At 66.1% G+C, this 23,867-nt stretch carries 27 protein-coding genes and 1 pseudogene; 19 read left to right on the plus strand and 9 right to left on the minus strand.

The annotated features are described in order from the left end of the window. Position 1: 1 nt before the first annotated feature. Positions 2–391, minus strand: coding sequence for a VOC family protein (locus ACW179_RS12325; RefSeq protein ID WP_492059801.1), 390 nt, complete (start codon positions 389–391; stop codon positions 2–4). Positions 392–504: 113 nt separating this feature from the next. Here ACW179_RS12325 and ACW179_RS12330 point away from each other — a divergent pair, with 113 nt between their 5' ends. The 3 genes from ACW179_RS12330 (at position 505) to ACW179_RS12340 (ending at position 2,832) form a co-directional block, all read left to right on the plus strand. Beyond that, positions 505–1,005 (plus strand): PepSY domain-containing protein, encoded by a 501-nt coding sequence (locus tag ACW179_RS12330; RefSeq protein WP_492059802.1) that lies wholly within the window; start codon positions 505–507, stop codon positions 1,003–1,005. Between the two features lie 97 nt (positions 1,006–1,102). Continuing rightward, positions 1,103–2,482 (plus strand): MATE family efflux transporter, encoded by a 1,380-nt coding sequence (locus ACW179_RS12335; RefSeq protein WP_492059803.1) that lies wholly within the window; start codon positions 1,103–1,105, stop codon positions 2,480–2,482. A 5-nt stretch (positions 2,483–2,487) separates the two neighbouring features. After that, positions 2,488–2,832 (plus strand): barstar family protein, encoded by a 345-nt coding sequence (locus ACW179_RS12340; protein WP_492059804.1) that lies wholly within the window; start codon positions 2,488–2,490, stop codon positions 2,830–2,832. 12 nt (positions 2,833–2,844) lie between these two features. Here the strand turns inward: ACW179_RS12340 and ACW179_RS12345 are convergent, their stop codons facing one another. Both ACW179_RS12345 and mdoH read right to left on the minus strand, forming a co-directional pair. Beyond that, positions 2,845–3,741 carry a cobalamin biosynthesis protein CbiG gene (locus tag ACW179_RS12345; protein ID WP_492059805.1) on the minus strand — a complete coding sequence of 299 codons (897 nt, stop codon included), beginning with the start codon at positions 3,739–3,741 and terminating at the stop codon, positions 2,845–2,847. Between the two features lie 74 nt (positions 3,742–3,815). Next, a complete protein-coding gene (mdoH, locus tag ACW179_RS12350; protein ID WP_492059806.1) occupies positions 3,816–5,816 on the minus strand; it encodes a glucans biosynthesis glucosyltransferase MdoH in 2,001 nt (666 codons plus the stop codon). A 292-nt stretch (positions 5,817–6,108) separates the two neighbouring features. Between mdoH and ACW179_RS12355 the strand changes: the two genes are divergently transcribed. Beyond that, positions 6,109–6,453, plus strand: coding sequence for a copper-binding protein (locus ACW179_RS12355; RefSeq protein WP_492059807.1), 345 nt, complete (start codon positions 6,109–6,111; stop codon positions 6,451–6,453). A 144-nt stretch (positions 6,454–6,597) separates the two neighbouring features. Here ACW179_RS12355 and ACW179_RS12360 read toward each other — a convergent pair whose 3' ends face one another. Next, positions 6,598–7,629: an NADP-dependent oxidoreductase gene (locus ACW179_RS12360; RefSeq protein ID WP_492059808.1), complete on the minus strand. Its 1,032-nt coding sequence runs from the start codon at positions 7,627–7,629 to the stop codon at positions 6,598–6,600. Positions 7,630–7,732: 103 nt separating this feature from the next. Here ACW179_RS12360 and ACW179_RS12365 point away from each other — a divergent pair, with 103 nt between their 5' ends. The 5 genes and pseudogenes from ACW179_RS12365 to ACW179_RS12385 all read left to right on the plus strand — a co-directional run bounded on the left by ACW179_RS12365 (position 7,733) and on the right by ACW179_RS12385 (position 12,949). Then, positions 7,733–8,668 carry a Gfo/Idh/MocA family protein gene (locus ACW179_RS12365; RefSeq protein WP_492059809.1) on the plus strand — a complete coding sequence of 312 codons (936 nt, stop codon included), beginning with the start codon at positions 7,733–7,735 and terminating at the stop codon, positions 8,666–8,668. A gap of 16 nt (positions 8,669–8,684) precedes the next feature. After that, entirely contained in the window at positions 8,685–9,620 is a 936-nt protein-coding gene (locus ACW179_RS12370; protein ID WP_492059810.1) for a hypothetical protein, read from the plus strand. A gap of 83 nt (positions 9,621–9,703) precedes the next feature. Next, positions 9,704–9,862 (plus strand): annotated as a pseudogene (locus tag ACW179_RS12375) (hypothetical protein). 702 nt (positions 9,863–10,564) lie between these two features. Further along, positions 10,565–12,295, plus strand: a complete 1,731-nt coding sequence (ilvD, locus tag ACW179_RS12380) for a dihydroxy-acid dehydratase (RefSeq protein WP_492059811.1) — start codon at positions 10,565–10,567, stop codon at positions 12,293–12,295. A gap of 12 nt (positions 12,296–12,307) precedes the next feature. Beyond that, positions 12,308–12,949, plus strand: a complete 642-nt coding sequence (locus ACW179_RS12385; RefSeq protein WP_492059812.1) for a LysE family translocator — start codon at positions 12,308–12,310, stop codon at positions 12,947–12,949. A gap of 7 nt (positions 12,950–12,956) precedes the next feature. Here the strand turns inward: ACW179_RS12385 and ACW179_RS12390 are convergent, their stop codons facing one another. The 3 genes from ACW179_RS12390 to xth all read right to left on the minus strand — a co-directional run bounded on the left by ACW179_RS12390 (position 12,957) and on the right by xth (position 15,229). Then, positions 12,957–13,280, minus strand: a complete 324-nt coding sequence (locus ACW179_RS12390) for a hypothetical protein (RefSeq protein WP_492059813.1) — start codon at positions 13,278–13,280, stop codon at positions 12,957–12,959. Between the two features lie 274 nt (positions 13,281–13,554). Further along, complete coding sequence (locus ACW179_RS12395) at positions 13,555–14,400, minus strand: hypothetical protein (protein ID WP_492059814.1); 846 nt, start codon at positions 14,398–14,400, stop codon at positions 13,555–13,557. A gap of 40 nt (positions 14,401–14,440) precedes the next feature. Then, positions 14,441–15,229 (minus strand): exodeoxyribonuclease III, encoded by a 789-nt coding sequence (gene xth, locus ACW179_RS12400; RefSeq protein WP_492059815.1) that lies wholly within the window; start codon positions 15,227–15,229, stop codon positions 14,441–14,443. A gap of 35 nt (positions 15,230–15,264) precedes the next feature. On the opposite strand from xth, the gene ACW179_RS12405 reads away from it, so the two are divergent. Further along, a complete protein-coding gene (locus ACW179_RS12405; RefSeq protein WP_492059816.1) occupies positions 15,265–15,603 on the plus strand; it encodes a hypothetical protein in 339 nt (112 codons plus the stop codon). Positions 15,604–15,742: 139 nt separating this feature from the next. On the opposite strand, the gene erpA is transcribed toward ACW179_RS12405, so the two are convergent. Then, entirely contained in the window at positions 15,743–16,075 is a 333-nt protein-coding gene (gene erpA / locus ACW179_RS12410; protein WP_492059817.1) for an iron-sulfur cluster insertion protein ErpA, read from the minus strand. Between the two features lie 79 nt (positions 16,076–16,154). Here erpA and ACW179_RS12415 point away from each other — a divergent pair, with 79 nt between their 5' ends. The 9 genes from ACW179_RS12415 (at position 16,155) to tatC (ending at position 23,061) form a co-directional block, all read left to right on the plus strand. Next, a complete protein-coding gene (locus tag ACW179_RS12415) occupies positions 16,155–17,339 on the plus strand; it encodes a deoxyguanosinetriphosphate triphosphohydrolase (protein WP_492059818.1) in 1,185 nt (394 codons plus the stop codon). Between the two features lie 147 nt (positions 17,340–17,486). Further along, positions 17,487–18,272, plus strand: a complete 786-nt coding sequence (ftsN, locus tag ACW179_RS12420) for a cell division protein FtsN (RefSeq protein WP_492059819.1) — start codon at positions 17,487–17,489, stop codon at positions 18,270–18,272. A 10-nt stretch (positions 18,273–18,282) separates the two neighbouring features. Next, positions 18,283–19,305: a beta-N-acetylhexosaminidase gene (nagZ, locus tag ACW179_RS12425; RefSeq protein ID WP_492059820.1), complete on the plus strand. Its 1,023-nt coding sequence runs from the start codon at positions 18,283–18,285 to the stop codon at positions 19,303–19,305. Next, positions 19,302–20,126, plus strand: a complete 825-nt coding sequence (locus tag ACW179_RS12430) for a segregation and condensation protein A (RefSeq protein WP_492059821.1) — start codon at positions 19,302–19,304, stop codon at positions 20,124–20,126. The genes nagZ and ACW179_RS12430 overlap by 4 nt, the downstream gene beginning before the upstream one ends. 151 nt (positions 20,127–20,277) lie before the next feature. Beyond that, positions 20,278–20,937, plus strand: a complete 660-nt coding sequence (scpB, locus tag ACW179_RS12435) for an SMC-Scp complex subunit ScpB (RefSeq protein ID WP_492059822.1) — start codon at positions 20,278–20,280, stop codon at positions 20,935–20,937. An 11-nt stretch (positions 20,938–20,948) separates the two neighbouring features. After that, positions 20,949–21,167 (plus strand): Sec-independent protein translocase family protein, encoded by a 219-nt coding sequence (locus ACW179_RS12440; protein WP_492059823.1) that lies wholly within the window; start codon positions 20,949–20,951, stop codon positions 21,165–21,167. A gap of 93 nt (positions 21,168–21,260) precedes the next feature. Continuing rightward, complete coding sequence (gene tatA, locus ACW179_RS12445; RefSeq protein ID WP_492059824.1) at positions 21,261–21,485, plus strand: twin-arginine translocase TatA/TatE family subunit; 225 nt, start codon at positions 21,261–21,263, stop codon at positions 21,483–21,485. Between the two features lie 92 nt (positions 21,486–21,577). Next, positions 21,578–22,165: a Sec-independent protein translocase protein TatB gene (gene tatB, locus ACW179_RS12450; protein WP_492059825.1), complete on the plus strand. Its 588-nt coding sequence runs from the start codon at positions 21,578–21,580 to the stop codon at positions 22,163–22,165. Then, on the plus strand, positions 22,162–23,061 hold the full coding sequence (gene tatC, locus ACW179_RS12455) for a twin-arginine translocase subunit TatC (RefSeq protein ID WP_492059826.1): 900 nt from the start codon (positions 22,162–22,164) through the stop codon (positions 23,059–23,061). Before tatB ends, tatC begins: the two co-directional genes overlap by 4 nt. Positions 23,062–23,179: 118 nt before the next feature. Here the strand turns inward: tatC and ACW179_RS12460 are convergent, their stop codons facing one another. Continuing rightward, positions 23,180–23,659 (minus strand): hypothetical protein, encoded by a 480-nt coding sequence (locus ACW179_RS12460; RefSeq protein ID WP_492059827.1) that lies wholly within the window; start codon positions 23,657–23,659, stop codon positions 23,180–23,182. Positions 23,660–23,867 lie beyond the last annotated feature (208 nt).

Genomic DNA, 23,867 nt, shown 5'->3' on the forward strand with positions numbered 1-23,867 from the left:
GTCATGCCTTGGGCTGGATCAGGTCCCAGCGGTTGCCATACAGGTCTTCCAACACCGCCACCGTGCCATAGACCTCGTGGCGAGGCTCTTCCAGAAACCGTACGCCGGCCGCGCTCATCCGGCCATGGTCGGCGGCGAAGTCGTCTGTATTGAGGAACAGCCACACCCGGCCGCCGCCCTGGTCGCCCACCCGCAGGGCCTGATGCTCATCAGCCGCCCGGGCCAGCAGGAATTGCGAGCCGCCCGCGCCGGGCGAGACCACGACCCAGCGCTTGCCGCCGCCCATGTCGGTGTCCTCGACTCGCTCAAAGCCCATCTTGCCGACATAGAAGTCCAGGGCCTCGTCATAGTCGCGGACCAGCAGGGCGATCTGGGCGAGGTGCAGGGCCATGGCGGGTCCTTTGCGCGGCGAGGGTGTTTGATACAAGCTTAGCATCGCCGGGCGGGCAGGTTTTGGGGCACAGTCGCCACCAACCGCCGGCTCTCGCCCCTGAGGACAACACCATGAACTGCCGTCTTGCCCTGGCCCCGACCCTGGTGCTTGCCCTTGCCCTGATCGCTCCTGCCGCCCTGGCCGGCGCGCCAGAGACGAAAATTACCCCCGTCGCTGCCGCCGACGTGCCGCCGTTGGTTCTGGCTGTAGTCCTGAAGGCCGCTCCTGGCCTGAAGGTGACGGAAGCCGAACTGAAGGAACGCGAGGACCGTCGCTATTTCGATGTCGAGGGCGTGCTGCCAAACGGGGCCGAGATCGAGTTCGACCTGCTGGAGAAGAACGGCGCCTGGGAGATCGTCGAAACCCAGCGCGACATCGCCTGGGCTGATGCACCGGCCGCCGTGCGGACCGCCGCCGGCAAGGCCCAGCCCGTCCGGGTGATCGAGAGCACCCAGAACGACGGCATGGTGATCTATGAGCTGTTCGCGCCCGGCCAGCCCAAGACGCCGGCTCTGGAGGTCAGCCTCAAGGACGGCGTCGCCAAGGTGCTGGCCGAGACCTGGCCGCACTGAGCCAAGCCCGCCCGTATCGCTCTGTTCCGCTACAAGCCGCCTTGCCGCGACCGGCACCTTGGGTCACTTTGCCGGCCGTTTTGAGAAAGACCTCGCCATGCCCCGCGACGCGGCCGCCTCGGCGCCGCCTCCTGCGCGGCGCTTTGGACCCATCCGAACCGACCTGAACGAGCTGCTGCGCCTGTCGGGGCCGGTGGTGCTGTCGCGCCTGGGCATCATGGTGATGGGCCTGACCGACGCGATCGTGGTGGGGCGGTTCTCTGCCGAGCAGCTGGGGTTCCACGCCATGGCCTGGGCCCCGTCGTCGATCTTCGTGACCATGGCGGTGGGCCTGCTGGTGGGCGTTCAGGTGATGACCTCGCGGGCTCTGGGGGCCGGGAACCCGCACGAGACCGGGGCGGTGCTGCGGCGCGGCCTGATCTATGGCTTCTGGATCGGCATGGCCTCAGCCATCGCCCTGGCCGCGCTGGGGCCGCTCTTCATGCACAGCGTCCACCTGCCCAAGGCCCTGGCTGACGGGGCGACGGCGCCGATGATCGTCTTCTCGCTATCGCTGCCGCTCTACACGATTTCGGTGGCGCTCAGCTTCTGGCTGGAGGGGCTTTCGCGGCCCGGACCGGTGACCATCGCCATGTGGGTGGCCAATGCGATCAATCTGGCGGTCAACCTGCTGCTGGTGCCGGGAACCTTCGGCCTGCCGGCCCTGGGCGCGGTGGGCGGGGCCTGGGCCACCTTTGGCGCGCGGGCGGCTTTGGTGCTGATGCTGGGGATCTATGTGCTGCGCCTGAAGGACGCCGGGGTGCTGGGCGTGTTCGACAAGCCGGACCGCGACCGTCCCGCCGAGATCGAGCAGCGCCGCATCGGCTATGGCGCGGGCGCGTCGAACTTCTTCGAGGTGGCGGCCTTTGCGGGGATGAGCCTGGTGGCCGGCTGGATCGGCGGGCTGTCGGTGGCCGCCTGGGCGGTGGTGATCAATGTGGCGGCGGTGATCTTCATGCTGCCCCTGGGCATCGCCACGGCGACCTCGGTGCAGGTGGGACGGGCGTTCGGCTCGCGTGATCCGGCCGGCATGACCCGCGCGGGCTGGATCTCATTTGCCTTCACGGCGGTGGTCGGTGTGGTGGCGGCCCTGCTGCTGTGGCCCCTGCGCCATCTGGTTGGGTCAGCCTATACCGCCGACCCGCAGGCCCTGGCGATCATCGCGCCTGCCCTGGCCCTGACCTGCCTGTTCCTGGCCCCCGACGCCGTGCAGGTGGTGGCGGCCCAGGCCCTGCGGGCGCGCGGCGAGGTATGGGTGCCCACCTTCACCCACCTGATCAGCTATGGCGTGATCATGGGGCCGCTGGCCTGGTGGCTGGCCATTCCGATGGGGCTAGGTGTTAACGGCATCGTCTGGGCCGTGGTGGTGACCAGCTTCGTCTCGGCGGCGTTCCTGCTGGCGCGGTTTCGGATGCTGGATGTGAGGGAACGGGGCTGACATCGATGAGCACGCTTGTAGTGCCGATCCCGACCAAAGAGATCTTGGATTGCCAAAGCTTTTATACGGTTTTCCGGCAGGCTCTGGGCTTCCCAGAGTTCTACGGCAGAAACATGAACGCCTGGATCGATTGCTTGACCTCAATCGACGACCCGGCGAGCGGCATGACGAACCCCTCTGTTTCGCAGGGTGAGTTCGTGATGCTGAGAATCGACGACGCAGCGGACTTTAGGCGCCGATGTCCTGACGAGTTTTCGGCCCTGATCGAATGCGCTGCGCTCGTGAACTACAGGCGCGTAGAAATGGGCGAGAAGCCCGTCTTGGGTCTGATGCTGATTGGAGACTTCTAGGGGCGCGCCGCTTTACGCCCCCAGAATCCAGCCTTCTTCGGTCTGTGCCGCCTCAACCACCTCGGCCGGGACATCCTTGCCCGGGGCGAAGATCGCGCCCAGCTTGCCCGCTTCGTCCAGCTTGGCGAAGTGTTCGGCCTGCGCACGCACCTGGGCCAGGTCCTTGACCTCGCCGGGGGCGGGGACGGCCTTGAGCAGCGAGGGATAGACCTCGGCGATCACCACCAGTACGTCTTCCAGATCAGCCTCGGTCAGGGCCTTGAAGCCCGTCTCGAACGGCCAGACCCGCGCCGCGTCGCCGCGGGCGTCCTTCAGGCGGCGGGCGGCCGGGATGCCGACGATCGCCTGACCGCCGACCGAGCCGTTGTAATAGAGCTTCCAGATCGAGTGCGCGCCTTTGGCGGCCTTGTCTGCAAAGCGGAACTCGGCCAGGTCGCCCTCGCCATGCTCGCGCGAGCGCTTGGGTTGCAGGGTGGTCAGGGTGTCCTTGGGCGGGCAGCCCCAGAACGGGAATGGCCCGCCGGTCAGGCGCCGGTTGATTTCCGAGCCCACGCCGAAGCGGTTGTTGGTGTTATCGGCCTTGTCCTTGACCATCTTGTTCAGCTGGTCCCAGACCGCGCGCCACGGTGCCTCGCCCGGAAGGTTCAGCGCCTGGGCGAAGCCCTGCGGGAAGCCCAGCGGGAAGTCGAAGCCGACCAGGGCCCGCTCGCCGCGCTTCTTGAAGTCATCCAGGATGGCGGCCAGCTTGACCTCGGCCTCCTGGCGGGTGGCCGGGTTGTGGCTCTCGAACGTCAGGCGGAAGCGCACGTCGCGCTTGAGCACGCCGATCCACACGGAGTCAGCCCCCGTGGTCGGTTTGGCCGCCGCGCTCCAGTCGACGATCACATAGGCGCTGAACAGGCGCGACACGGCGTTGGCTCCGTCAGGAATGAACGAAGCGCGCTTCTACTCCGGTCCGGCGGCGGGGGCCAGCGGCGTTGCTGTCAGGCGGCGGTTTGTTCGGCGGGCTTGTCGGTTACGGGCAGCAGGCCAGCATCGCGGGCCATCCAGCGGGTCGGGGGCTCGCAGACCGGGCCCAGGGCAGCGCGGACGATGGCCGGCGGACGGCGCTCTTCCGGGGTCATGAACAGGCCATTGGCCTTGACCCGCAGGCCGGCGGCCTTGTGGGCGCCCAGCATGGTCAGGGGCACAGCCAGCATCAGGCCGGCCAGGATCGGCGCTGTGGCGGTCAGCAGGTCGGGCGTGAACCAGAAGCCCAGGGCCAGGGCGCAGCCCGTCACCGAGATCCAGCCCATGGCGCGGAAGGCTTCCTTGCCGCTGACCTTGTCGGCATCGCGGCGCTGGGTGGCCCAGCCGCCGACCTTGCCGGCCAGGATCTCGACCAGGGCGCGGGTCTGGGTGAACATCAGCATGGGGGCGACAAGAGCCGACAACAGCATCTCGACGCCCAGCCCTGCGGCGATGCGGCGACGACCGCCAAAGCCCTTGCGCTCTTCCGGACGCGAGAAGACCAGGATGGTGCCCAGGATCTTGGGGCCAAACAGCAGGATGAAGGTGATGATCATTGCCCAGGCCGTGGCCTGGATCTCGCGCCAGTCGATCAGGGCGTGAGCGGCGGCCTGCAGGTCGGCCAGGGTGAAGGCCGCCTTTTTCAGTTCCGGCATCAGCAGTCGCGAAACGACGCCGGCCGCCAGCGCGATGAACCACAGGGGGGAGAGCACATAGCTGAGCACGCCGATCACCAGATGCATGCGGCTCATCCAGTGCAGGCCGGGCAGGGCGACCAGCGGGATGTGCTGCACATTGCCCCGGCACCAGCGGCGGTCGCGGGTGGCGAAGTCCAGCAGGTTCGACGGGCTCTCCTCGTAGGAGCCGTCCAGATAGGGCGCCAGGTGGACGCTCCAGCCGCCGCGGCGCAGCAGGGCGCTTTCCAGGGCGTCGTGGCTCATCACCTCGCCGCCGAACGGCTTGGGGCCGTCCAGCGAGGGCAGGCCGCAGGTCTCGGCAAAGGCGCGGGTGCGGACGATGGCGTTGTGGCCCCAGAACGAGCTCTCGCTGCCCGACCACCAGGCCAGGCCCGTCCAGGCGACGCGGCCATACAGGCGCGTGGCGAACTGAAGGGTGCGGGCAAAGATCGTCTGGCCGTTGATGATCATCGGCATGGTCTGGATCAGGCCGGCGCCGGGGTGACGCTCCATGGCGTCGGCCAGGCGGACCATGGCCTCGCCGGTCATCAGGCTGTCGGCGTCGAGGATCAGCATGTGCTCGTAGCTGCTGCCCCAGCGGGCGACCCAGTCAGCGACATTGCCGGCCTTGCGGCCCTTGTTTTCCTGACGGACGCGGTAATAGACGGCGCAGTTGGCCTCGCGGCGGAAGCGGGCGAAGCAGGCCTGCTCGGCCAGGGCCACGGACGGATCGCGCGTGTCGCTGAGGATGAAGATGTCGAAGGCGCGGCTATTGCCGGTCTCGGCCAGCGAGGCGTCCATGGCGCGCAGGCGTGCGAAGACCTCGGCGGCGTCCTCGTTGTGAACCGGCATCAGGATGGCGGTGCGAGCCCGCAGCTTCGGCATCGGCTTGGCGCTGTCGATGCCCAGCGGATCCTTGGGCTTGCCCAGCAGGATCACAAAGCCGGCCAGGGCGGTGCAGAACCACAGCGACAGGGCCAGGAACAGCGGGGCCAGCAAGGTGAGCACAATGGCTTCCAGACGGGTGACGCCGCCCAGGGCGACGGTGTCGAACGTGGCCTTCCAGCCGGCCGCGCCCATCACCAGGGTGAAAATCCCGACGATCCAGCGTCGGGTGGCCATGTCGGACACCACGCTGGTGGCCCGGCGCGCGCCGCCCTGCCAGAAGGCGAGGTGCTGCACCGGCATGGCCAGCGGGGCCTCGACGGGGATTTCCACCGTGTCGCGGCGTTGCAAGACCTGATCGAGGGACACGCTCGTTGAGGAGCGCAGGTCGAAGAGGCTGGAGCGGTCGCTCATCGGGTCATCGTCTCGGGTTGTCCGGCCTTGGCCGGCCCTCTCCGAACAGCTCGACTTTACGCGGTTCGAGCTTTCCGTCCGCGCGCTCGTCCGCTAGGGGAACGTCCGTGGTCGGAGAGCTTGCAGCATTGCGGTCGATTTCCGGCGTGGAGAGCCACCGGCGTCCCCAATAGTAAAACTTCGATCACGAAATCGCTACCAGAAATCACGCCGATCTCGCGGTTGCGGCAAAAAAGGCGGGCGCCGTTTGGGGAAGGCGGCGGCAATGGCTTGCAGAGACTGTCCTAAGCTTATGAAAAACAAGACTCTTGTCGCTCTTCTGATCTTTCTGATGGTGGCCGCCTGTGGCCCTGGCGCGCAGAAATCGGCCACCCCTGCAGCGGCTTTGGAGAGCGCCCAGGCCCGTGAAGCCCTGCCGATCTACGACTCAAGGGGCGTAATAGCGGCGCTGGACGGCATGACGATCACGCTCGATCACGAGGGCGCGAGCACCGCCGGCCTGGCCCCGGGGCGCAGTGATTTCACCGCCCATGCCGATGTTCTGGCCGATGCGCCCGTCACGCCGGGGGCGCGGGTGGACTTCAGTTTCATCAAGACCGCACAGGGGCTGGAACTGACGGAACTGAAGACGCGCTAAGGCAAAAAACTGTTGTCATCCCGGACAAGCGCGGAGCGCGCAGATCCGGGACCGCCACTAGCGCGGAGTTCACGCGGCGGTCCCGGATCGCGCTACGCGCGTCCGGGATGACAAGCCTTTCGGGGATGAAAGCCGACGGGCGTCCTAGCCCAGCTTGACCAGCATCTTGCCCAGGTTCTCGCCGTTGAACAGCTTGATGAAGGCCTCGGGGGCGTTCTCGACGCCGTCTTCGATGGTTTCCTTCCACTGCAGCTTTCCGGCGCCCATCCAGGCTGCCATGTCCTTCACGAAGGCCGGATAGAGGTCGTAGTGGTTGGAGACGATGAAGCCTTCCATCCGCAGGCTCTTGCCGACGGCCTGGATGATGTTGGACGGGCCGACCGGCTTGCCGGTCTCATTATACTGCGAGATCATGCCGCACAGGGCGAAGCGGGCGAACGGACGGGCCGAATTGATGGCCGCTTCCAAGTGTACGCCGCCGACATTCTCGAAATAGACGTCAATGCCCTTGGGCGCGGCCTTGGCCAGTTCGGCGACCACGTCGGGTGTCGCCTTGTAGTCGATGACGTGATCGACGCCGATCGACTTGAGGAACGCGACCTTTTCCGGACCGCCGGCCGAACCGATCACGGTGTGGCCCTTCAGCTTGGCGATCTGGCAGACCACCGAACCCACGGCCCCGGCGGCGGCCGAGACAAATACGACGTCGCCGTCCTTCAGGGCGGCCACGCGCAGCAGGCCCGCATAGGCGGTCATGCCCGGCATGCCCAGGATGCCCAGGAAGGCCTGGGGCGGCAGGCCGTGGGTGTCGATCTTGGTCAGGGCGCCCATAGCGCCACCGGCCGCCTTGATGGCTGCGGGCGAAATGTTGAACAGTTCGCGCCAGCCGAACATCGAGTTGACGATGTCACCGACCGCGAAATCGGGATCGTTGGAAGCGACGATCTGGCCGATCGCGCCGCCCTGCAGGGCCTTGCCCAGCTCGAACGGCGGCACATAGCTGGCCCGGTCATACATCCGGCCGCGCATATAGGGGTCGACCGACATCCACAGGTTCTTGACCTGCACCTCGCCCTCGCCGGGCGCGCCGACCTCGACGGTGGCCAGTTCGAAGTCGGCGTGGGTCGGAACCCCGACGGGGCGGCTCTTCAGTCGGATTTCGCGTGAGGCGGTCATGGGGCGTTTCCCTGAGAGTTTCTAATTTAAACGCTTGTTTAGCCTGTCCCTGCGTCATGCTCCAGTGCTTCTAAGCGACGGCGAAGCGGTTTAGACAGCAGGCATGACCCAAGCGATCCTTAAGGCCGGCCCCCTGAAGGCCGGCGTCGTCGGTGCCGGCGTGTTCGGCGGCTATCACGCCAAGAAGTATGTGGAACTGCCGGGCGTTGACCTCGTCGCGGTGTTCGACATTGATCTGGCCCGCGCCGCAGCCCTGGCCGAACCGCTGGGCGCGACGCCCTATGACGACATGGCCGCCTTCTTGGCCGCCGTCGACGTGGTGACCGTGGCCACACCGGCTGTCCACCACGCCGGGGCGGCTCTGGCGGCGCTGAAGGCGGGCAAGCCGGTCTATTCCGAAAAGCCCCTGGCGGTGACGCCGCAGGATGCCGACGCCATGGTCGCCGCAGCCCGCAAGGCCGGCGTGCCCCTGGCTTGCGGCCATCAGGAGCGGGTGGTGTTCCAGGCCATGGGCCTGCTCGACATTCCCGAGCAGCCACTGCGCCTTGAAGCCGTGCGTCGCGGTACGCCCTCGGACCGCAATCTCGACGTCTCGGTGGTACTGGACCTGATGATCCACGACATCGACCTGGCCCTGGCCCTGTGCGCAGCCGATCCCGTGACCGTAGAAGGCGAGGGGGCCATCACCCGCTCGTCGTCGCTCGACTGGGTCAAGGTCGAGGCCACCTTCGAGAACGGCTTCACCGCCGTGTTTGACGCCTCACGTGTCGCCGAAGCCCGCGAGCGGACCATGAAGGTGGTCTATCCCTCCGGCGAGGTCGAGATCGACTTCCTGGCCCGCACCTTCCGCAACACCACGCCGTTCCCGCTGATTGAGGACTTCACCGAAACCCCCGCCGGCAAGGACCCGCTGGGCCTGAGCGTGGCGGGCTTCCTGGCGGCGGTGCGCGGCGAGGCCCCGCGTCCGGTCGTCACCGGCGTGGAAGCGGCCCGGGCCCTGGACTTGGCCCTGGCGGTCGAGCAGGCGGCGGGGGGGTAGGGTGGAGGCGTTAACTATGCAATTGAGATTGATTGTCGCTGCGATCGCGGTTTGTGGCCTTCTTGCGCAAGGTGTCGCCGCTGAAACGTCCAGTGGTTGGCAAGGCGAGCAGGGGCAGTACTACTCAACGCCTGTGCGAAATGCCGATGGTCTGGTCGAGTTCGACGTTGTGACTGTTTACAGCGTTTCCGAGCAAGCGGGTGTGTTCCTATGGCAAAAGCGTGTCAGGTTGGACTGTTTCTGGGGCATTGGGCAAGAAACAGGTGAGAGCTTCGGTCGTCCACCAAGTCAAGCGGCTAAACAACCTGTCCATAAGTTCGGTAGTTTCAATTTCTACAAAGATCCCGACGATATTGGTTCTATGGTGCCCTTCGCTTGTAAAAATGAAGCGAGGGGGCGGAAATTTTCCACGCTTGAACTCGCGCTAAAGGACAGAATTTCTGAGCTTGGCTTTACAAATATCGACTCGATCTACAATGTTTACACGCCGCCTCCACTGGCGATCAGGCCCCTTGAGACAACGGTTGGTCAGCCTCCGGACGGTGATCCTGCGGGACGTCACGATTTGATCTGGCGCGCAGACCACAAAGCTATTTTTGTATCTACGGCCTATAGATCTAAGGAGGGTGCCAAGACGATTGGGCGCTCGATATGGGTCGCGGGCATCGGCCCGAGTCCGACAGGGCAAGTTTTTATGATCCGCGATTTCGCAGTGGATTGCACCAAGGGCGTTGTGGCTATCAGGACCGTGGCGTCCTGGCCTGGAAAGAGCGAATGGGTACCTTCAGTAGATGGTACTCAGGTTGCCTTCATAACGCTTACCGCGCCAGCTTCGATCGAAGAGTCTTCAATTGTAGAAGCTGCATGCATGAAGGCCTTGCCCATTCAAACCTTGGCGTCGACAGCGGCATTGGTCGCTTATGCGCGGGGGCAGGATGTGAAGGCACCATGAGGGCGACGCCCGGCGTCCCGCTCATCCTTAAATCTCACGCAAGCCAGTCCTGACCGGCGATCGTCTCGCCGTGAGATTTAAGGATGGCTCCCTTCGGCGCGAAGGTGTCTTCGACCGCCAACAATGCTTGTCATCCCGGCCGCAGCGAAGCGTAGAGCCGGGACCCAGGGGCAACCGCATTGCCCTGGCCCCTGGGTCCCGGACAGCCTCTACGAGGCTTCCGGGATGACACAAATTTGTGAGCGATGGGTGCTCTATCCTCTGCGTACAGCCAGTAAAATGCAGTAAAATCAATTACTTAAAGCCTTCTCCCGCCTCTGTATCCCCCGCGTCGAAACCTCCCGCATACTGATCTCACCCCAAGGCAAGGGAAGGGACGTCGGCCGGCGACCTGATGGGCCTTGAGGGGTGATCGAGCGGGACCACCGTTCGGGCCAAGGCCCGGGCGTCCGGTTTAAAGAGAGGGCGGGTGACGTAAACCCGCCTATCGGGGGCAAGCCAAGGCCTCCGCCCGTCCGAAGGTTCGCTCCGGGTTCCTCCGGAATCGGCGTGGCTTGCAGCTTCAGGGCTGGGTCCGTCGCGAGGAGGGCAAAGCCCGGGTGGGGCATAGGGTTGAACTAGACCCGCGCGCCCCGGCCAGAGGGATAACGATCACGCGGAGCGTCTGTTTTCGTCGAAACGGTATTCACTATCCCATCCTCCGGGCGAGGCCCGGACGCTCCGCGACCCTTCCCACCAACTCGGCGGTTTCCCGCGTGAGGTCGCGAGGTCGTGTCCCGAGCCAAGAGGGTTCGATCATGCGCCGTCCGGCCGCCCATCGCGAACCGCTCGCAATGAAAGTCGCCGCCATCCGCTCGTCACGGGCAAAAACTGACCGTCAAACCCTTCCACACCGCCCCGGCGTGGGCTAATCCCACCGCTCTTCATTCTAAAGGGCGTGCGCCATGACCAGGAAACCCGACGGAAGCTGGGACAAGTCCAAACTGCCCAGCCGGCACGTGACCGAAGGTCCGGCCCGCGCGCCGCACCGCTCCTATTACTACGCCATGGGCCTTGGCACCCGCGACATCGCCCAGCCGTTCGTCGGCGTGGCCTCGTGCTGGAACGAGGCGGCACCGTGCAATACCGCCCTGATGCGTCAGGCCCATGCAGCCTCCCAGGGCGTCAAGGCGGCCGGCGGTACGCCGCGCGAGTTCTGCACCATCACCGTCACCGACGGCATCGCCATGGGTCACGAGGGCATGCGGTCCTCGCTGGTCAGCCGCGACTGCATCGCCGACTCGGTGGAACTGACCATGCGCGGCCATGGCTATGACGCCCTGGTCGGCGTTGCTGGCTGCGACAAGAGCCTGCCGGGCATGATGATGGCCATGCTTCGCCTGAATGTGCCGTCGGTGTTCCTGTACGGCGGCTCCATCCTGCCGGGCCGCTTCAACGGCAAGGATATCACCGTCATGGACGTCTTCGAGGGCGTCGGCTCGTTCGCGGCCGGGACCATGGACGAGAAGACCCTGTGCGAGCTGGAAAAGCATGCCTGTCCGTCGGACGGCGCCTGCGGTGGCCAGTTCACCGCCAACACCATGGCCTGCGTGTCTGAAGCCATCGGCCTGGCCCTGCCGCTGTCCTCGGCCCTGCCTGCGCCGTATCTGGACCGTGACCAGTATGCCGTCGCCTCGGGCGAGGCGGTGATGCGCTTGATCGAGCAGAACATCCGCCCGCGCGACATCTGCACCCGCAAGGCCTTCGAGAACGCCGCCGTCGTCGTCGCTGCGACAGGGGGGTCCACCAACGGGGCTCTGCACCTGCCGGCCATGGCCCATGAGTGCGGCATCGAATTCACCCTCAAGGATGTAGCCGAGATCGCTGCCCGCACCCCCTATATCGCCGACCTCAAGCCCGGCGGCCGCTATGTGGCCAAGGACATGGGCGAGGCCGGCGGCGTGCCGATGCTGCTGCGCACCCTGCTGGACGCCGGTCTGCTGCACGGCGACTGCATGACCGTGACCGGCAAGACCCTGGCCGAGAACCTGGCCGATGTGGTCTGGCGCGAGGACCAGGACGTGATCCGTCCGGTGTCCAATCCGCTGTCGCCGACCGGCGGCGTCGTGGGCCTTTGGGGCTCGCTGGCCCCCGAGGGCGGCATCGTCAAGGTGGCCGGCCTCAAGCACCAGGTGCACCGTGGCCCGGCCCGGGTGTTCGACGGCGAGGCCGCCTGTTTCGAGGCCGTGTCGAACCGCGACTACAAGGAAGGCGACGTCCTGGTCATCCGCTATGAGGGTCCCAAGGGCGGGCCGGGCATGCGCGAGATGCTGTCGACCACGGCCGCCATCTATGGCCAGGGCGTGGAGAACATCGCCCTGATCACCGACGGCCGCTTCTCGGGCGCTACGCGCGGCCTCTGCATCGGCCACGTGGGTCCCGAAGCCGCCGTGGGCGGTCCCATCGCTCTGGTGCAGGACGGCGACATCATCAGCATCGACGCCACCAAGGGCACCATCGACCTGGAGGTCGAGCCCGAGGAACTGGCCCGCCGCAAGGCTGTCTGGGCTCCGCGCAAGCACAACTACAACAGCGGCGCGATCTGGAAGTTCACCCAGCTGGTGGGCCCGGCCTATCTGGGGGCGACCACGCACCCTGGCGCGGCCGAGGAAACCCACATCTACGCCGACCTCTAGGAGGGCGGGGCCGTGCACCACGCGGCCTGGCCTGTTGATCCAGCGATGATCGCCCCGTTCCTGGCGGCGATCATCCTGATCGAGCTCACCCCTGGGCCTAATATGGGCTATCTGGCCGGGCTGTCGGCCCTGCAGGGCCGGCGGGCGGGACTGGTGACGGTCCTTGGCATTACCTGTGGCCTTGCAGCCTATATGCTGGCGGCGGTCTTTGGCCTGACCGAAGTGCTGCGCCAGAACCGTGGCCTCTACGAGTTGCTGCGCTGGTCCGGCGTGCTCTACATGGTCTGGATGGCCTATGACGCCTGGCGCGAAGGCGAAGCGGAAGCCGACGATGGAGCCGCCCCCGGAAGCGACTGGCGGCATTTCCAGCATGGTCTGCTGGCCAATCTGCTCAATCCGAAAGCGGCGCTGTTCTATGTGACCCTGCTGCCGGGGTTCATCAAACCCGATCATGCCGCCCCGGCGACCCAGGCCTTGGTGCTGGGCAGCTGCCATGTGCTGGTCAGCGTCGTGATTCACACGACCATTGTCCTGCTGGCCGACCGGGCAGGGGCCGTGTTGCGGCGGGCCAGCGCCAGCAAGATCGTGCGCGGCGGCTTCGCCCTGTCCCTGCTGGCCATGGCCGCCTGGCTGGCCGTATCGACGGCGGGCTGACGGGAGGTCAGCGACGGCGTCTGACTTCCCGGATGAAGCGGTATTCGTTGGCCAGTTCGAACTCGCTGGCCGGCACGATGCGGCGCGCCATGTCCAGTGGGCCCGGCTCGGGGGCTTCAAACTCGGGTTCGGCCACGGCCGCGCGGGGCCTCGGCAGGGAGAGTTCGCCCACGTTTGAGGTCCGGATCAGGACGGCGGCGGCCTCGTCCTGGCTGACCACGCCATCGCGGTTGGCGTCGGCCAACGACAGGACAAGAGGCTTTGGTGTGTCCGCCGCCTGAGCAGCGGTCGCGGCGGCAAGGGTCAGGCCGGCAATCAGCAGCGTGCGCATGGAACTCTCCGGATCGGCCGCAGAAGCCTATGCCCGGTGCTGCGTTCCAGCAAGAGCGCCAAGCTTGTATCAAATACCGCTGAGTTCGACGCCTTGCGCTCTATATCCTCGTCACCCCGGGACTTGTTCCCGGGGCCCATTGTTCCACCGCAGGTGCGGCGCAGAATAGAATTCTCACGATGAAGCTGACCCATGGGCCCCGGGAACAAGTCCCGGGGTGACGGGGTAGTTTCAGAGTTGGACCCTCTGAGGTCAGGATCAACGGCCGTTGGTATCAATCATCCAGGTCGAACGGCAACTCGTTCTGTCTGGTCTCGGGCCGGGGCGTGGCCTTGGACACCGGCTTGTAGGTCGGGGCCGGCGGAGCCTGGCGCGCGGGCGGATCGGGATCCCACGGTGGATCGTCACCGAACGGCAGGTCATCGCCGAGATCGTCATCCTCGAGGTCGAACTCATCGTCGAACCCATCGTCGGGCGCAGGCGGCTGCGGAGGGGGCGGCGGCGTCCGGCGAACTGGCGCGGGCACCGGCACCGGCTCGGGCGGGGCGTCGACGGGAGGCGGCGCTTGAACCTGGGGCTCGGCGCGGGGCGGTCGGGGCCGGCGGACGATCGCCTCGCAACGCGCCAGCCAGCGGTTGGCCTCCTGTACAGCATCAGCCGGCGCCGGGCTGTCGCGCCGCTGTTCGTCACCGATCGTCCAGATGTCGAGTTCGAAATCCGGATGCCGGGGATCGTCGAAGATCAGCCTCAGGCTGACCCGTTGCACCCCTGGCGGGGCCACATGGTCGACGGGACGGCGCGGTTCGCTGCGGAAAGCCCGGCCGGTGACCTGTCCGTCGATCAGGAGTTCGGCCCCCATCAACTCGTCGATCCGGTAGACGAGGCACCAGGCTCCCTTGTCCCAGGAGACGGCGGCCAGGCCGGTGGCGAACGAGAAGCCCGCGCCGCGTCCCCGGCCTCGGGCGAAGATCATCGCTTCCGGATCGCTCTTCAGGACATGGCGGAGGGCGCGACGAAGGCTGCGCTCCTCATCGTTGAACCAGATGGCAGCGCTGCCCAGAAAGGTCACCGCCGAGCCGGCAATGGCCACCAGCAGAATAAGGCGGGCGAGTTCGCTCATGGCTGCGAGGCTAGCGGGAGTCCGGGATTCGCGACAGGGGTCAGAGGTTCAGCTCGGCCACCACGGGAACGTGATCCGACGGCTTTTCCTTGTCGCGCTCATCGCGGTGGATCACCAGGTCCGTCAGCCGGTCGGCGGCCTGGGGCGACAGCAGCAGGTGGTCGATGCGAATCCCCAGGTTCCGGGGCCAGGCGCCGGCCTGATAGTCCCAGAAGGTATAGCCGCCCGGCGCGCCGTCGGCCTGCATATAGGCATCGGTGAAGCCCAGGTTCTTCAGGGCGCGGAAGGCGGCGCGGCTTTCGGGCTGGAACAGGGCGTCGCCCAGCCAGGCCTCGGGATTGGCCACGTCTTCGGCCTCGGGAATGACGTTGTAGTCGCCGGCGATGACCAGAGGCTCTTCATAGGCCAGCAGCCCCTGGGCATGGGCGTGCAGGCGGCGCATCCAGGCCAGCTTGTAGGCGAACTTCTCGGTGCCCAGCGGATTGCCGTTGGGCAGATAGATGCCGCAGACCCGCACCGGGGTGGGCGAGCCGATCACCGCCTCGATATAGCGTGACTGCTCGTCGGTCTCGTCGTCGCCCAGGAAGGGCAGGCCGCGCCGCACGTCTTCCAGCGGGAACTTCGACAGCAGGGCCACGCCGTTATAAGTCTTCTGGCCATGCACAGCGACGTTATAGCCAAGCCGTTCAAAGGCTTCCGTCGGGAACTTCTCGTCGACGCACTTGATCTCCTGCAGCACGGCCACATCGGGGGCCTGCGCCTCGAACCAGGCCAGCACACCTTCAAGGCGAGCATTTACAGAGTTGACGTTCCAGGTGGCGATACGCATTGACGGCTCCAGAGGGCGCGCGGAGGCTAGGGCTCATGGGGCGCGTGCTCAAGTCGGGTTACAGGATTTCCAGCCGGAAGCAGGCGATACTGCTGGGTCTGGTGACGGTCGGCTGGCTGTCGATGGCTGTGCTGGGCGCCATTCTGGCGGTGTTCGCGCCATTGGTCTTCGATCGACCGGGCAATCTGCTCAATCCTATGGCCTGGCTGGGCTTTGCCCTGGGCGCGCTGTTCTGGGCGGTCTGCCTGCTGGCCCCGGCCCTGGCCTGGCGAGAATGGCGCAGAGGCCACCGCACCCAGGCCTGGGCCGCCATGGCCGCGCCGGCCGCCTGGGCAGCGGTTACGGTGACGGTGTTGCAGTTCGTGCCGGGGTAGGGGGGCAGCGCAAAGCGATTGCCCCTGGGTCCCGGCGCTCCGCTTCGCTGCGGCCGGGATGACAAGAGTTATGGAGCTTAGTGGGACGCGAGGTTTGGCGAGCGGACACCGCACCGGCTGACTGGACGTCTCCGCCCGGCTAGATCGAGAAACTCACCCCGCAGCCGCAGCTGGACTTGGCGTTGGGATTGCGCACCCGGAACTCGGCGCCGGCCAGTTCGTCGACAAAGTCGATCTCCGAGCCCTTCAGCAGGGCCATCGAGATGACGTCCACAAGGGCGGCAGCGCCGTCGCGTTCGATCTTCAGGTCGTCGGCTTCCACCGTGTCGACCAGGTCAAACCGGTACTGGAAGCCCGAGCAGCCGCCGCCGTCCACGGCGACGCGCAGCATCATCGGCCGCCCTTCGGACTGGCCGATGGCGTTGATCCGGCGTGCGGCATTGGGAGAAAGGGTTACGGTGGTGTCGGTCATGGCTGTGGAAAACTCGTTCAGGGCCTATATGAGGATAACCGGGCCCCGGCGAAAGGGGTGAAAGCTTGCAGAGCGCTTCATGTCGTCATCGTCGTTCCTCGTTGTTCGCGCCCCCTATGCCGAAGATCCGGCCAAGTCACGCGGGCGTCGCTTCCAGGAAGACGAGAGCCGCACCCGCACGCCCTTTGCCCGCGACCGTGACCGGATCATCCACAATTCGGCCTTTCGCCGCCTGAAGGAGAAGACCCAGGTCTTCGTGGCGCATGAGGGCGACAACTTCCGCACCCGTCTGACCCACTCGCTGGAAGTGGCCCAGGTGGCGCGCTCTCTGGCCACGGCCCTGGGGCTGGATTCTGATCTGGCCGAGACCATCGCGCTGGGCCACGACATCGGCCACCCGCCGTTTGGCCATGCCGGCGAAGACGAGCTGCAGGCCAAGATGGCCCCCTATGGCGGCTTTGACCACAACGTCCAGACCTTCCGGGTGGTGACCGAGCTGGAGCATCGCTATCCCGATTTTGTGGGGCTCAACCTCACCTGGGAAACGCTGGAAGGCATTATCAAGCACAACGGCCCCGTCACCGAAAAGCTGGGCAAGCCGTCCTGGAAGGCGATCTCGAAATACGACCGCGAATATCATCTGGGGCTTGATACCTGGGCTTCGGCCGAGGCCCAGGTCGCGGCCCTGGCCGACGACATCGCCTATAACAATCACGACGTCGACGACGGGGTTCAGGCAGGCCTGTTCACCCTGGATGACCTGCTGGACGTGCCGCTGATCGGGCCGATCCTGTTTGCGGTGAAGAGCGAGCGGCCGGATCTCGATGCCCGCCTGACCCGGCTGGAGGCTGTGCGGCGGATGATCGGGGCCATGGTCGACGACGTCATGGGCGAGACCCTGCAAAGGGCCGCTGCCACCGGCGTGCAGTCGGCAGACGCCGTGCGAGGCTTGGACCACGCCCTGGTGGCCTTCTCGCCCGACATGGCCGAGGACCTGGCCCGTCTGCGGCAGTTCCTCTATGCGCGGATGTATCGCCACTGGAAGGTCAATCGCACGCGCAGCCAGGCCCGCCGCATTCTGGCCGAGATGTTCGACTTGTTTCTGCGGGAGCCTGACGTTCTGCCGAGCGTCTGGTTCGAGAAGTCGCAGAATCGCGACGAGGCGGGACGCGCGCGGGTGGTCTGCGACTATATCGCGGGCATGACCGATCGCTTTGCCATCGAGGAGCACAGGAAACTGTTCCACCTCGACGTCTGGAACTAGGTTCCAATCACGCGGCGTGGGCCGAGTCGCCCACAACCGTGATGGCGCGGGCGGTTATGGCGCGCTGGTCCCTTCGCTAAACTGTTGTCGCGCGCACGTGATTCGGCGGGTCGAGCCGTGCGCGCCGAGTTCTGGAGCCTTATCGCGATGTCCGATCCTCACCGTGGCGCCTATACGCCGCCGACCGATGCGCCGCTGTCGTTCGATGCGCGTCAGCCGGTGCGCGGTACGCGCCCGCTGCCCATGACCCTGATCATCAGTGCAGTGGTGCTGCTGACCCTGGTGGTGACGGTGGTACTGATCTATCGCGGCGGCGTTCGCGGCCCCAACGAGCCGCCGGCGACCGTGGGTTCGCAGATTGCCGAGATGAAGACCCCGCCGCCAGCCGGCAGCCAGCCGGCTGATCCGGCCGCCGGCCTGCAGATCTATCGTGAACAGGAATCGGCCCCGTCGCCGACCTTTGCCGCCCAGCCCGAGGCACCGCTGCCGCGTCCGGCCGCGCCGGTCGAGGCCAAGCCCGTGCAGCCTGCGGCCCTGCCGCCGGCCCAACCCAAACCGGCGCCGGTCACCACAGCCCCGCCGCCGGCCAAGCCCGTGGCAGCCAAGCCTGCGCCGACGATCGAAACCCTGGCCACTGCAGCGGTGGCGCCCAAGCCGGTCACCGCCGCGCCGAAGCCGGCCGCTTCGGCCGGCGGCCCGGCCATGGTGCAGATCGGTGCCCTGTCTTCCACTGCCCTGGCCGACAAGGCCTGGAACGACGCCGCTCGTCTCGCCCCCGGCATGGCCGCCGGCAAGGGCAAGAAGGTCGAGGCGATCGAGAAGAACGGCGGAACCCTCTATCGCACTTCGGTGACGGGGTTCGCCAGCCGCGCCGAGGCCAAGGCCTTCTGCGACGCCATCTCGGCTGCGGGCAAGTCCTGCTTCGTGAAGTAGGAGAGGGCGCTTGAACAGCTCCGCCGCGATCCTCGGCTGCGCCGGGACCACCCTGACCCGCGAGGAAGAGGCCTTCTTTCGCGCGGTGAAGCCGTGGGGCTTCATCCTGTTCAAGCGCAATATCGCCGATCCGGAACAGGTGCGGGCCTTGACCACGGCCCTGCGCGAGACGGTGGGACGGCCCGACGCTCCGATCCTGATCGACCAGGAGGGCGGCCGCGTCGCCCGCCTGCAGCCGCCGCACTGGAAGACCTATCCGCCCGGCCGTGCCTATGGCGAGCTGGTGGCGAACGATCCCCTGGTGGCTCGCGAGATCACCCGGCTGGGCGCGCGCCTGATCGCCCATGACCTGCGGGCCATCGGCATCAATGTCGACTGCGTGCCGGTGCTGGACGTGCCCGATCCGAAAGGTCACGAGATCATCGGCGACCGCGCCTATGGCGACACCCCCGAGCAGGTGGCAAGTCTGGGTCGCGCCGCCGCCGAGGGCCTGCTGGCCGGCGGCGTGCTGCCGATCATCAAGCACATCCCCGGCCACGGCCGCGCCATGAGCGACAGCCATCTGGAACTGCCGGTGGTGAAAGCCAAGCTGGCCGAGCTGGACGCGCGCGACTTCGCCCCCTTCCGGGTGCTGTCGGACATGCCCATGGCGATGACCGCTCACGTTGTCTACACGGCCATCGACCGTCGTCGGCCGGCCACGACTTCGAAGAAGGCCATCAAGAAAATCATCCGCGAATCCCTCGGCTTCGACGGACTTCTGATGAGCGACGACCTGTCGATGAAGGCCCTGTCGGGCGACTTCCGCCAGCGGGCCAGGGATAGCCTGTCGGCCGGCTGCGACGTCGTCCTGCACTGCAATGGCGACATGGCCGAGATGGACGCGGTGATGTCGGGCGTTGGCAAGTTGTCGAAGGAAGCCCGCCGCCGGGCCCAGGCGGTGATGGGGCGGCTGGTCAAGGTGGTCGAGCCGTTCGACGTCGATCAGGCCCGGGCCCGCTTCGACGCGGCGTTTGACGGGAAGTTTGCGTGAACACGGGCTTCCAGCCCACGCTCGACTTCGAGGCCGCCCATGCGGCCGCCGAGGACGGCGCGGCGCTGGTCATCGACATAGACGGCTATGAAGGCCCGCTGCACGTGCTGCTGGCCCTGGCGCGCAGTCAGAAGGTCGATCTGCTGCAGCTGTCGATCACCAAGCTGGCCGAGCAGTATCTGGCCTTCGTGCAGCAGGCCCGGCGGGTGCGCTTCTCGCTGGCGGCCGACTATCTGGTGATGGCGGCCTGGCTGGCCTATCTGAAATCGCGCCTGCTACTGCCCAAGCCCGAACGGGCCAAGGCCGAGGAACCGCCGGCCGAGGAGATGGCCGCGCAACTGGCCTTCCGTCTGGCCAAGCTGGATGTGATGCGTCAGGCCGTTGAAGCTCTCAAGGACCGGCCGCTGCTCAAGCGCGACGTCTTCATGCGCGGCGATCCGGAAGCGGTGAAGATCGTGTCGTCCACCCGGCTGGAGGGCGACCTCTATGGCCTGATGAGCGCCTACATCATCCAGCGCAAGAAAGAGCACAGCCGCCACTACGCGCCCCGGCCGCCAACGGCCTATCCGCTGGAAGACGCTCGCGATCGCCTGCGCAGCCTGTTGCCGAGGATGGAGGCCTGGACCACGCTTTCGACCGTGGCCCCCGTCGAGCAGTCGCTGGAGGAAGACGACGGCCCGTCACCGGCCTCCTACCTCGCCTCCACCCTGGCCGCCTCGCTGGAGCTGGTGAAGGAGGGCGTGCTGGACGCGCGGCAGATGGAGGCGTTCTCGGACATCTATCTGCGCGCCCGGACCGAGCGGGTGGAGGGGATGGGGTGAGCACTTTCAAAACCTCGCTCTCCCCGGCGAAAGCCGGGGCCCAGATCGAACCCAGGGCGATGGTGGTCCTGGCAAAGGCCCCATGCGAAACATCCCAAGACTCTCAGGCTGAATCTGGGCCCCGGCTTTCGCCGGGGAGAGCGGAGATGGGGTGCTTATGATCGACCCCCTCCACACCGAACGCTGCATCGAGGCCCTGTTGTTCGCGGCGGCCGAGCCGCTGAGTGATGTCGATCTGGCCAAGCGGCTGCCCGAGGGCGCCGACATCGCCGCCGGGATTGCGGCGCTGCGCGTGCGCTATGAGGGCCGAGGGATCGAGCTGGTCTGTGTGGCCAATCGCTGGCGGTTCCAGACCGCTCAGGACCTGGCCTTCCTGATGACCCAGGAGCGCGAGGAGCCGCGCCGCCTGTCCAAGGCGGCGCAGGAGACCCTGGCGATCATCGCCTATCACCAGCCTGTCACCCGGGCCGAGATCGAGGCCGTGCGCGGGGTTCAGGCCAGCCGCGGCACTCTGGATGTGCTGCTGGAACTGGGTCTGGTGCGGATGCGCGGCCGGCGGCGCACACCGGGCCGGCCGGTGACCCTGGGCACTACCGACGCCTTCCTCGAGCACTATGGCCTGGCGACCCTGTCGGACCTGCCCGGGATCACCGAGATGAAGGCCGCCGGCCTGCTGGAGATGAACCTCCCGCCGGGCTTCTCCGTCCCCGACCCGCTGGGCCTTCGTCCGGGCGAGGACGAGGATCCGCTGGAGGACGGCGACGAGGCCCCGGAGTTCGCTCAGGATTTCCTGGGTGTTTTAGATCAATAGGAGTGTGGGCTATGGGGAGTTTTTCGATTGTCCACTGGTTGATACTCGCGGGCTGGATTGCAGTGGTCGGGATACCCGTGTCAAAGATTTTGAAACGGATCGGCTTTTCCGGTTGGTGGGCAGCTCTTGCGTTCGTGCCGCTCGTCAACCTGATCGGGCTTTGGCTATTGGCTTCGCGGCGCTGGCCGATTGATCCACCAGAGCGAGACTCGTCGGAAATGTTTCTTTGACGGTGTTCCGGCGCCATTCGAGCGCCTATATCGAAGTGATATTGTAACTGAGCGCCGCACCCGCTATTCGGCCGCGTGACAAGGAGTTTTATCATGGGCGCTTTTGGACCGATCCACTGGATCATCGTCGGAATTGTGATTCTCGTGTTGTTTGGCGGTCGCGGCAAGCTGTCGGGAATCATGGGTGACGCTGCCAAGGGCATCAAGGCGTTCAAGGACGGCCTGAAGGACGACACCAGCAGCGAAGTCGCCGACAACAAGTCGACGGGCGCCCTGCCGCGCACCAAGGCCGAAGAAGAAGACCTGCGTAAGTCTTAAAGTCCCTCCGGGCGCGCGGGCGGGGCCCGTTGCGCGCGTCCCCTCCACCTCGCGGCTGCGGGCCTCGTCCCGTGCCGCTCTAAGGCGCGTCCATGCTTCCTGATATCGGCGGCACAGAACTTCTGGTCATCGCTGCGGTCGCCCTGATCGTGGTGGGTCCGAAGGATCTTCCCGTGTTGCTGCGCAAGCTCGGCCAGTTCGTCGCGCGGATGCGCGGCATGGCGGCCGAATTCCGCTCCAGCTTCGACGAAATGGCCCGGCAGTCGGAACTGGACGACCTGCGCCGTGAAGTCGCCGCTATGCGGTCGGGCGAGTTCACCTCGCCGGTCAAGGACGTCGTCGACCAGGCCAAGGACGTCGGGGTCGACCAGGTGTTCGCCGACATCGACGCCAGCCTCAACAGCGGCGCGGTCCAGCCCTATCCCTATGCCGCGCAGCCGGCCGTCGAGCCGTCGATCCTGTCGCCGGACAAGGCGATAGAGGCCGCGCCCGCCAAGCCGCGCAAGCCTCGCGCCGCCAAGTCCGTTCCCGTCATCGAGACTCCCGCCGTCGCCAAGACGCCGCGCAAGCGCGCCGCCAAGGCTGAGGTCGCCGTCGTCGAGGCGCCCAAGCCCGCTCGGGCACCGCGCAAGCGCGCGGTCAAGGCCGGTGGCTCCACCGCTTCGGATATCGCCTCGTGAGCCAAGCCATCGGACAAGAGCCCGAAGACGAGATCGAATCCTCGCGCGCCCCGCTGCTGGACCATCTGGTCGAGCTGCGCATGCGGCTGATCATCTGCGTGGTCGCCCTGTTCGTCGGTTTTGGCGTCTGTTTCGCCTTCGCCGACCAGATTTTCCTTTTCCTGGTCAAGCCGTTCACGGTGGCCCAGCAACTGCTGGCGGCCCAGCATTCGGGTGGCAAGCACGGGCCGTTTGACCTGCTGCTGGCCCTGGTGGGCCTGAAAGACATCCCCACCGGTTCGACCAAGGCGCTGGACCTCGTTTATACGGCGGCGCTGGAGTTCTTCTTCACCAAGATCAAGCTGGCCGGCTTTGGCGCTGTGGTCCTGACCTTCCCGGTCCTGGCCTGGCAGCTGTATCGCTTCGTGGCACCGGGCCTTTACAAGAACGAGCGCGGGGCTTTCCTGCCGTTCCTGCTGGCCTCGCCCCTGATGTTCACTCTGGGCGCGGCGCTGGTCTATTACATCATGCTGCCGTTCGTTCTGTGGTTCTCGCTGAGCCAGCAGGTGCAGACGGCGGGTATCTCGATCCAGCTGCTGCCCAAGGTCAGCGACTATCTGACCCTGGTGACCTCGCTGCTGCTGGCCTTTGGCCTGTGCTTCCAGTTGCCGGTCGTGGTGTCGCTGCTGGGGGTGGCGGGGATCATCTCCAGCAAGCTGCTGCGCGAGGGGCGTCGCTACGCCATCGTCGGCGTGTTCATCGCCGCCGCCATCCTGACGCCGCCCGACCCGATCAGCCAGCTGACCCTCGCGATCCCCATGTGCCTGCTCTACGAGATCGGCATCTGGTGCGTGTGGCTGATCGAACGCGGCAAGGCGAAGGATGAGAAGAAGGCCAACGAGATCGTGGCGGTTTGATCTTCCTTCTCCCGCAAGGGGAGAAGGGGCTGGTCCAGACAGCAAAAAACCTCCGCCCCGAAAGGGAGCGGAGGTTTTCTGTTTTCAGACGGTCCCGAAGAACCGGCGAGCCATTATCTTAGAGCGCGGCCAGTTGCTTGTTCGAGCCGTTGGCGGCCTGCAGCTGGGCCTTGGCCGAGCGGACGGCACCGCCGACGCAGGCCTGGAACTCGACGCGGCTGTTGAATTCCTTCGACGACTTGCAGACCGCGTTGGCGGCGGCCTTGATCTCGGCGTGGATCTGGTCGGTCGACTTGCCCTTCAGCGACACGCGCACGATGGTCACGGCGTCCTGACGCGAGGCCACCTTGGGGTTGGAGCGGGCCTTGATGATGCTGCTCAGCTGGCGGTTGGCGTCAGCGATGGCCGTATCGACGCACTCGCGCGAGGTGTTCTTTTCGGCCAGGCAGGCCTGCTCGGCGGCGGCGCGGATCTCGGTGTTGATCTGAACGTCGGACTTGCCGGCCAGCGAAACGCGAACCAGGGTAGCGGCGCTGGCCGGAGCGGCGATGGCGGCGGAGACGGTGATCAGGGCGGCGAGGGCGGCGAACTTCTTCAAGGGATTACATCCTGTGATGTGATGAATGGAAACGCGGTTCTGCGTACTTGGCCGTCTGTTTTTCATCTCCGCCTTAAGTTCACATGACAAAACGCGATTAATATCAATTATCTATAATTATCTCGTGTATTCGCGACCAAATGAACGTCGTTATGTGATTCAGCTTTTCGCAGTATTTGAATCTACACTTGGGCTGATGTGTCAGAGT

This window comes from Caulobacter sp. AVps18 (assembly GCF_058681425.1).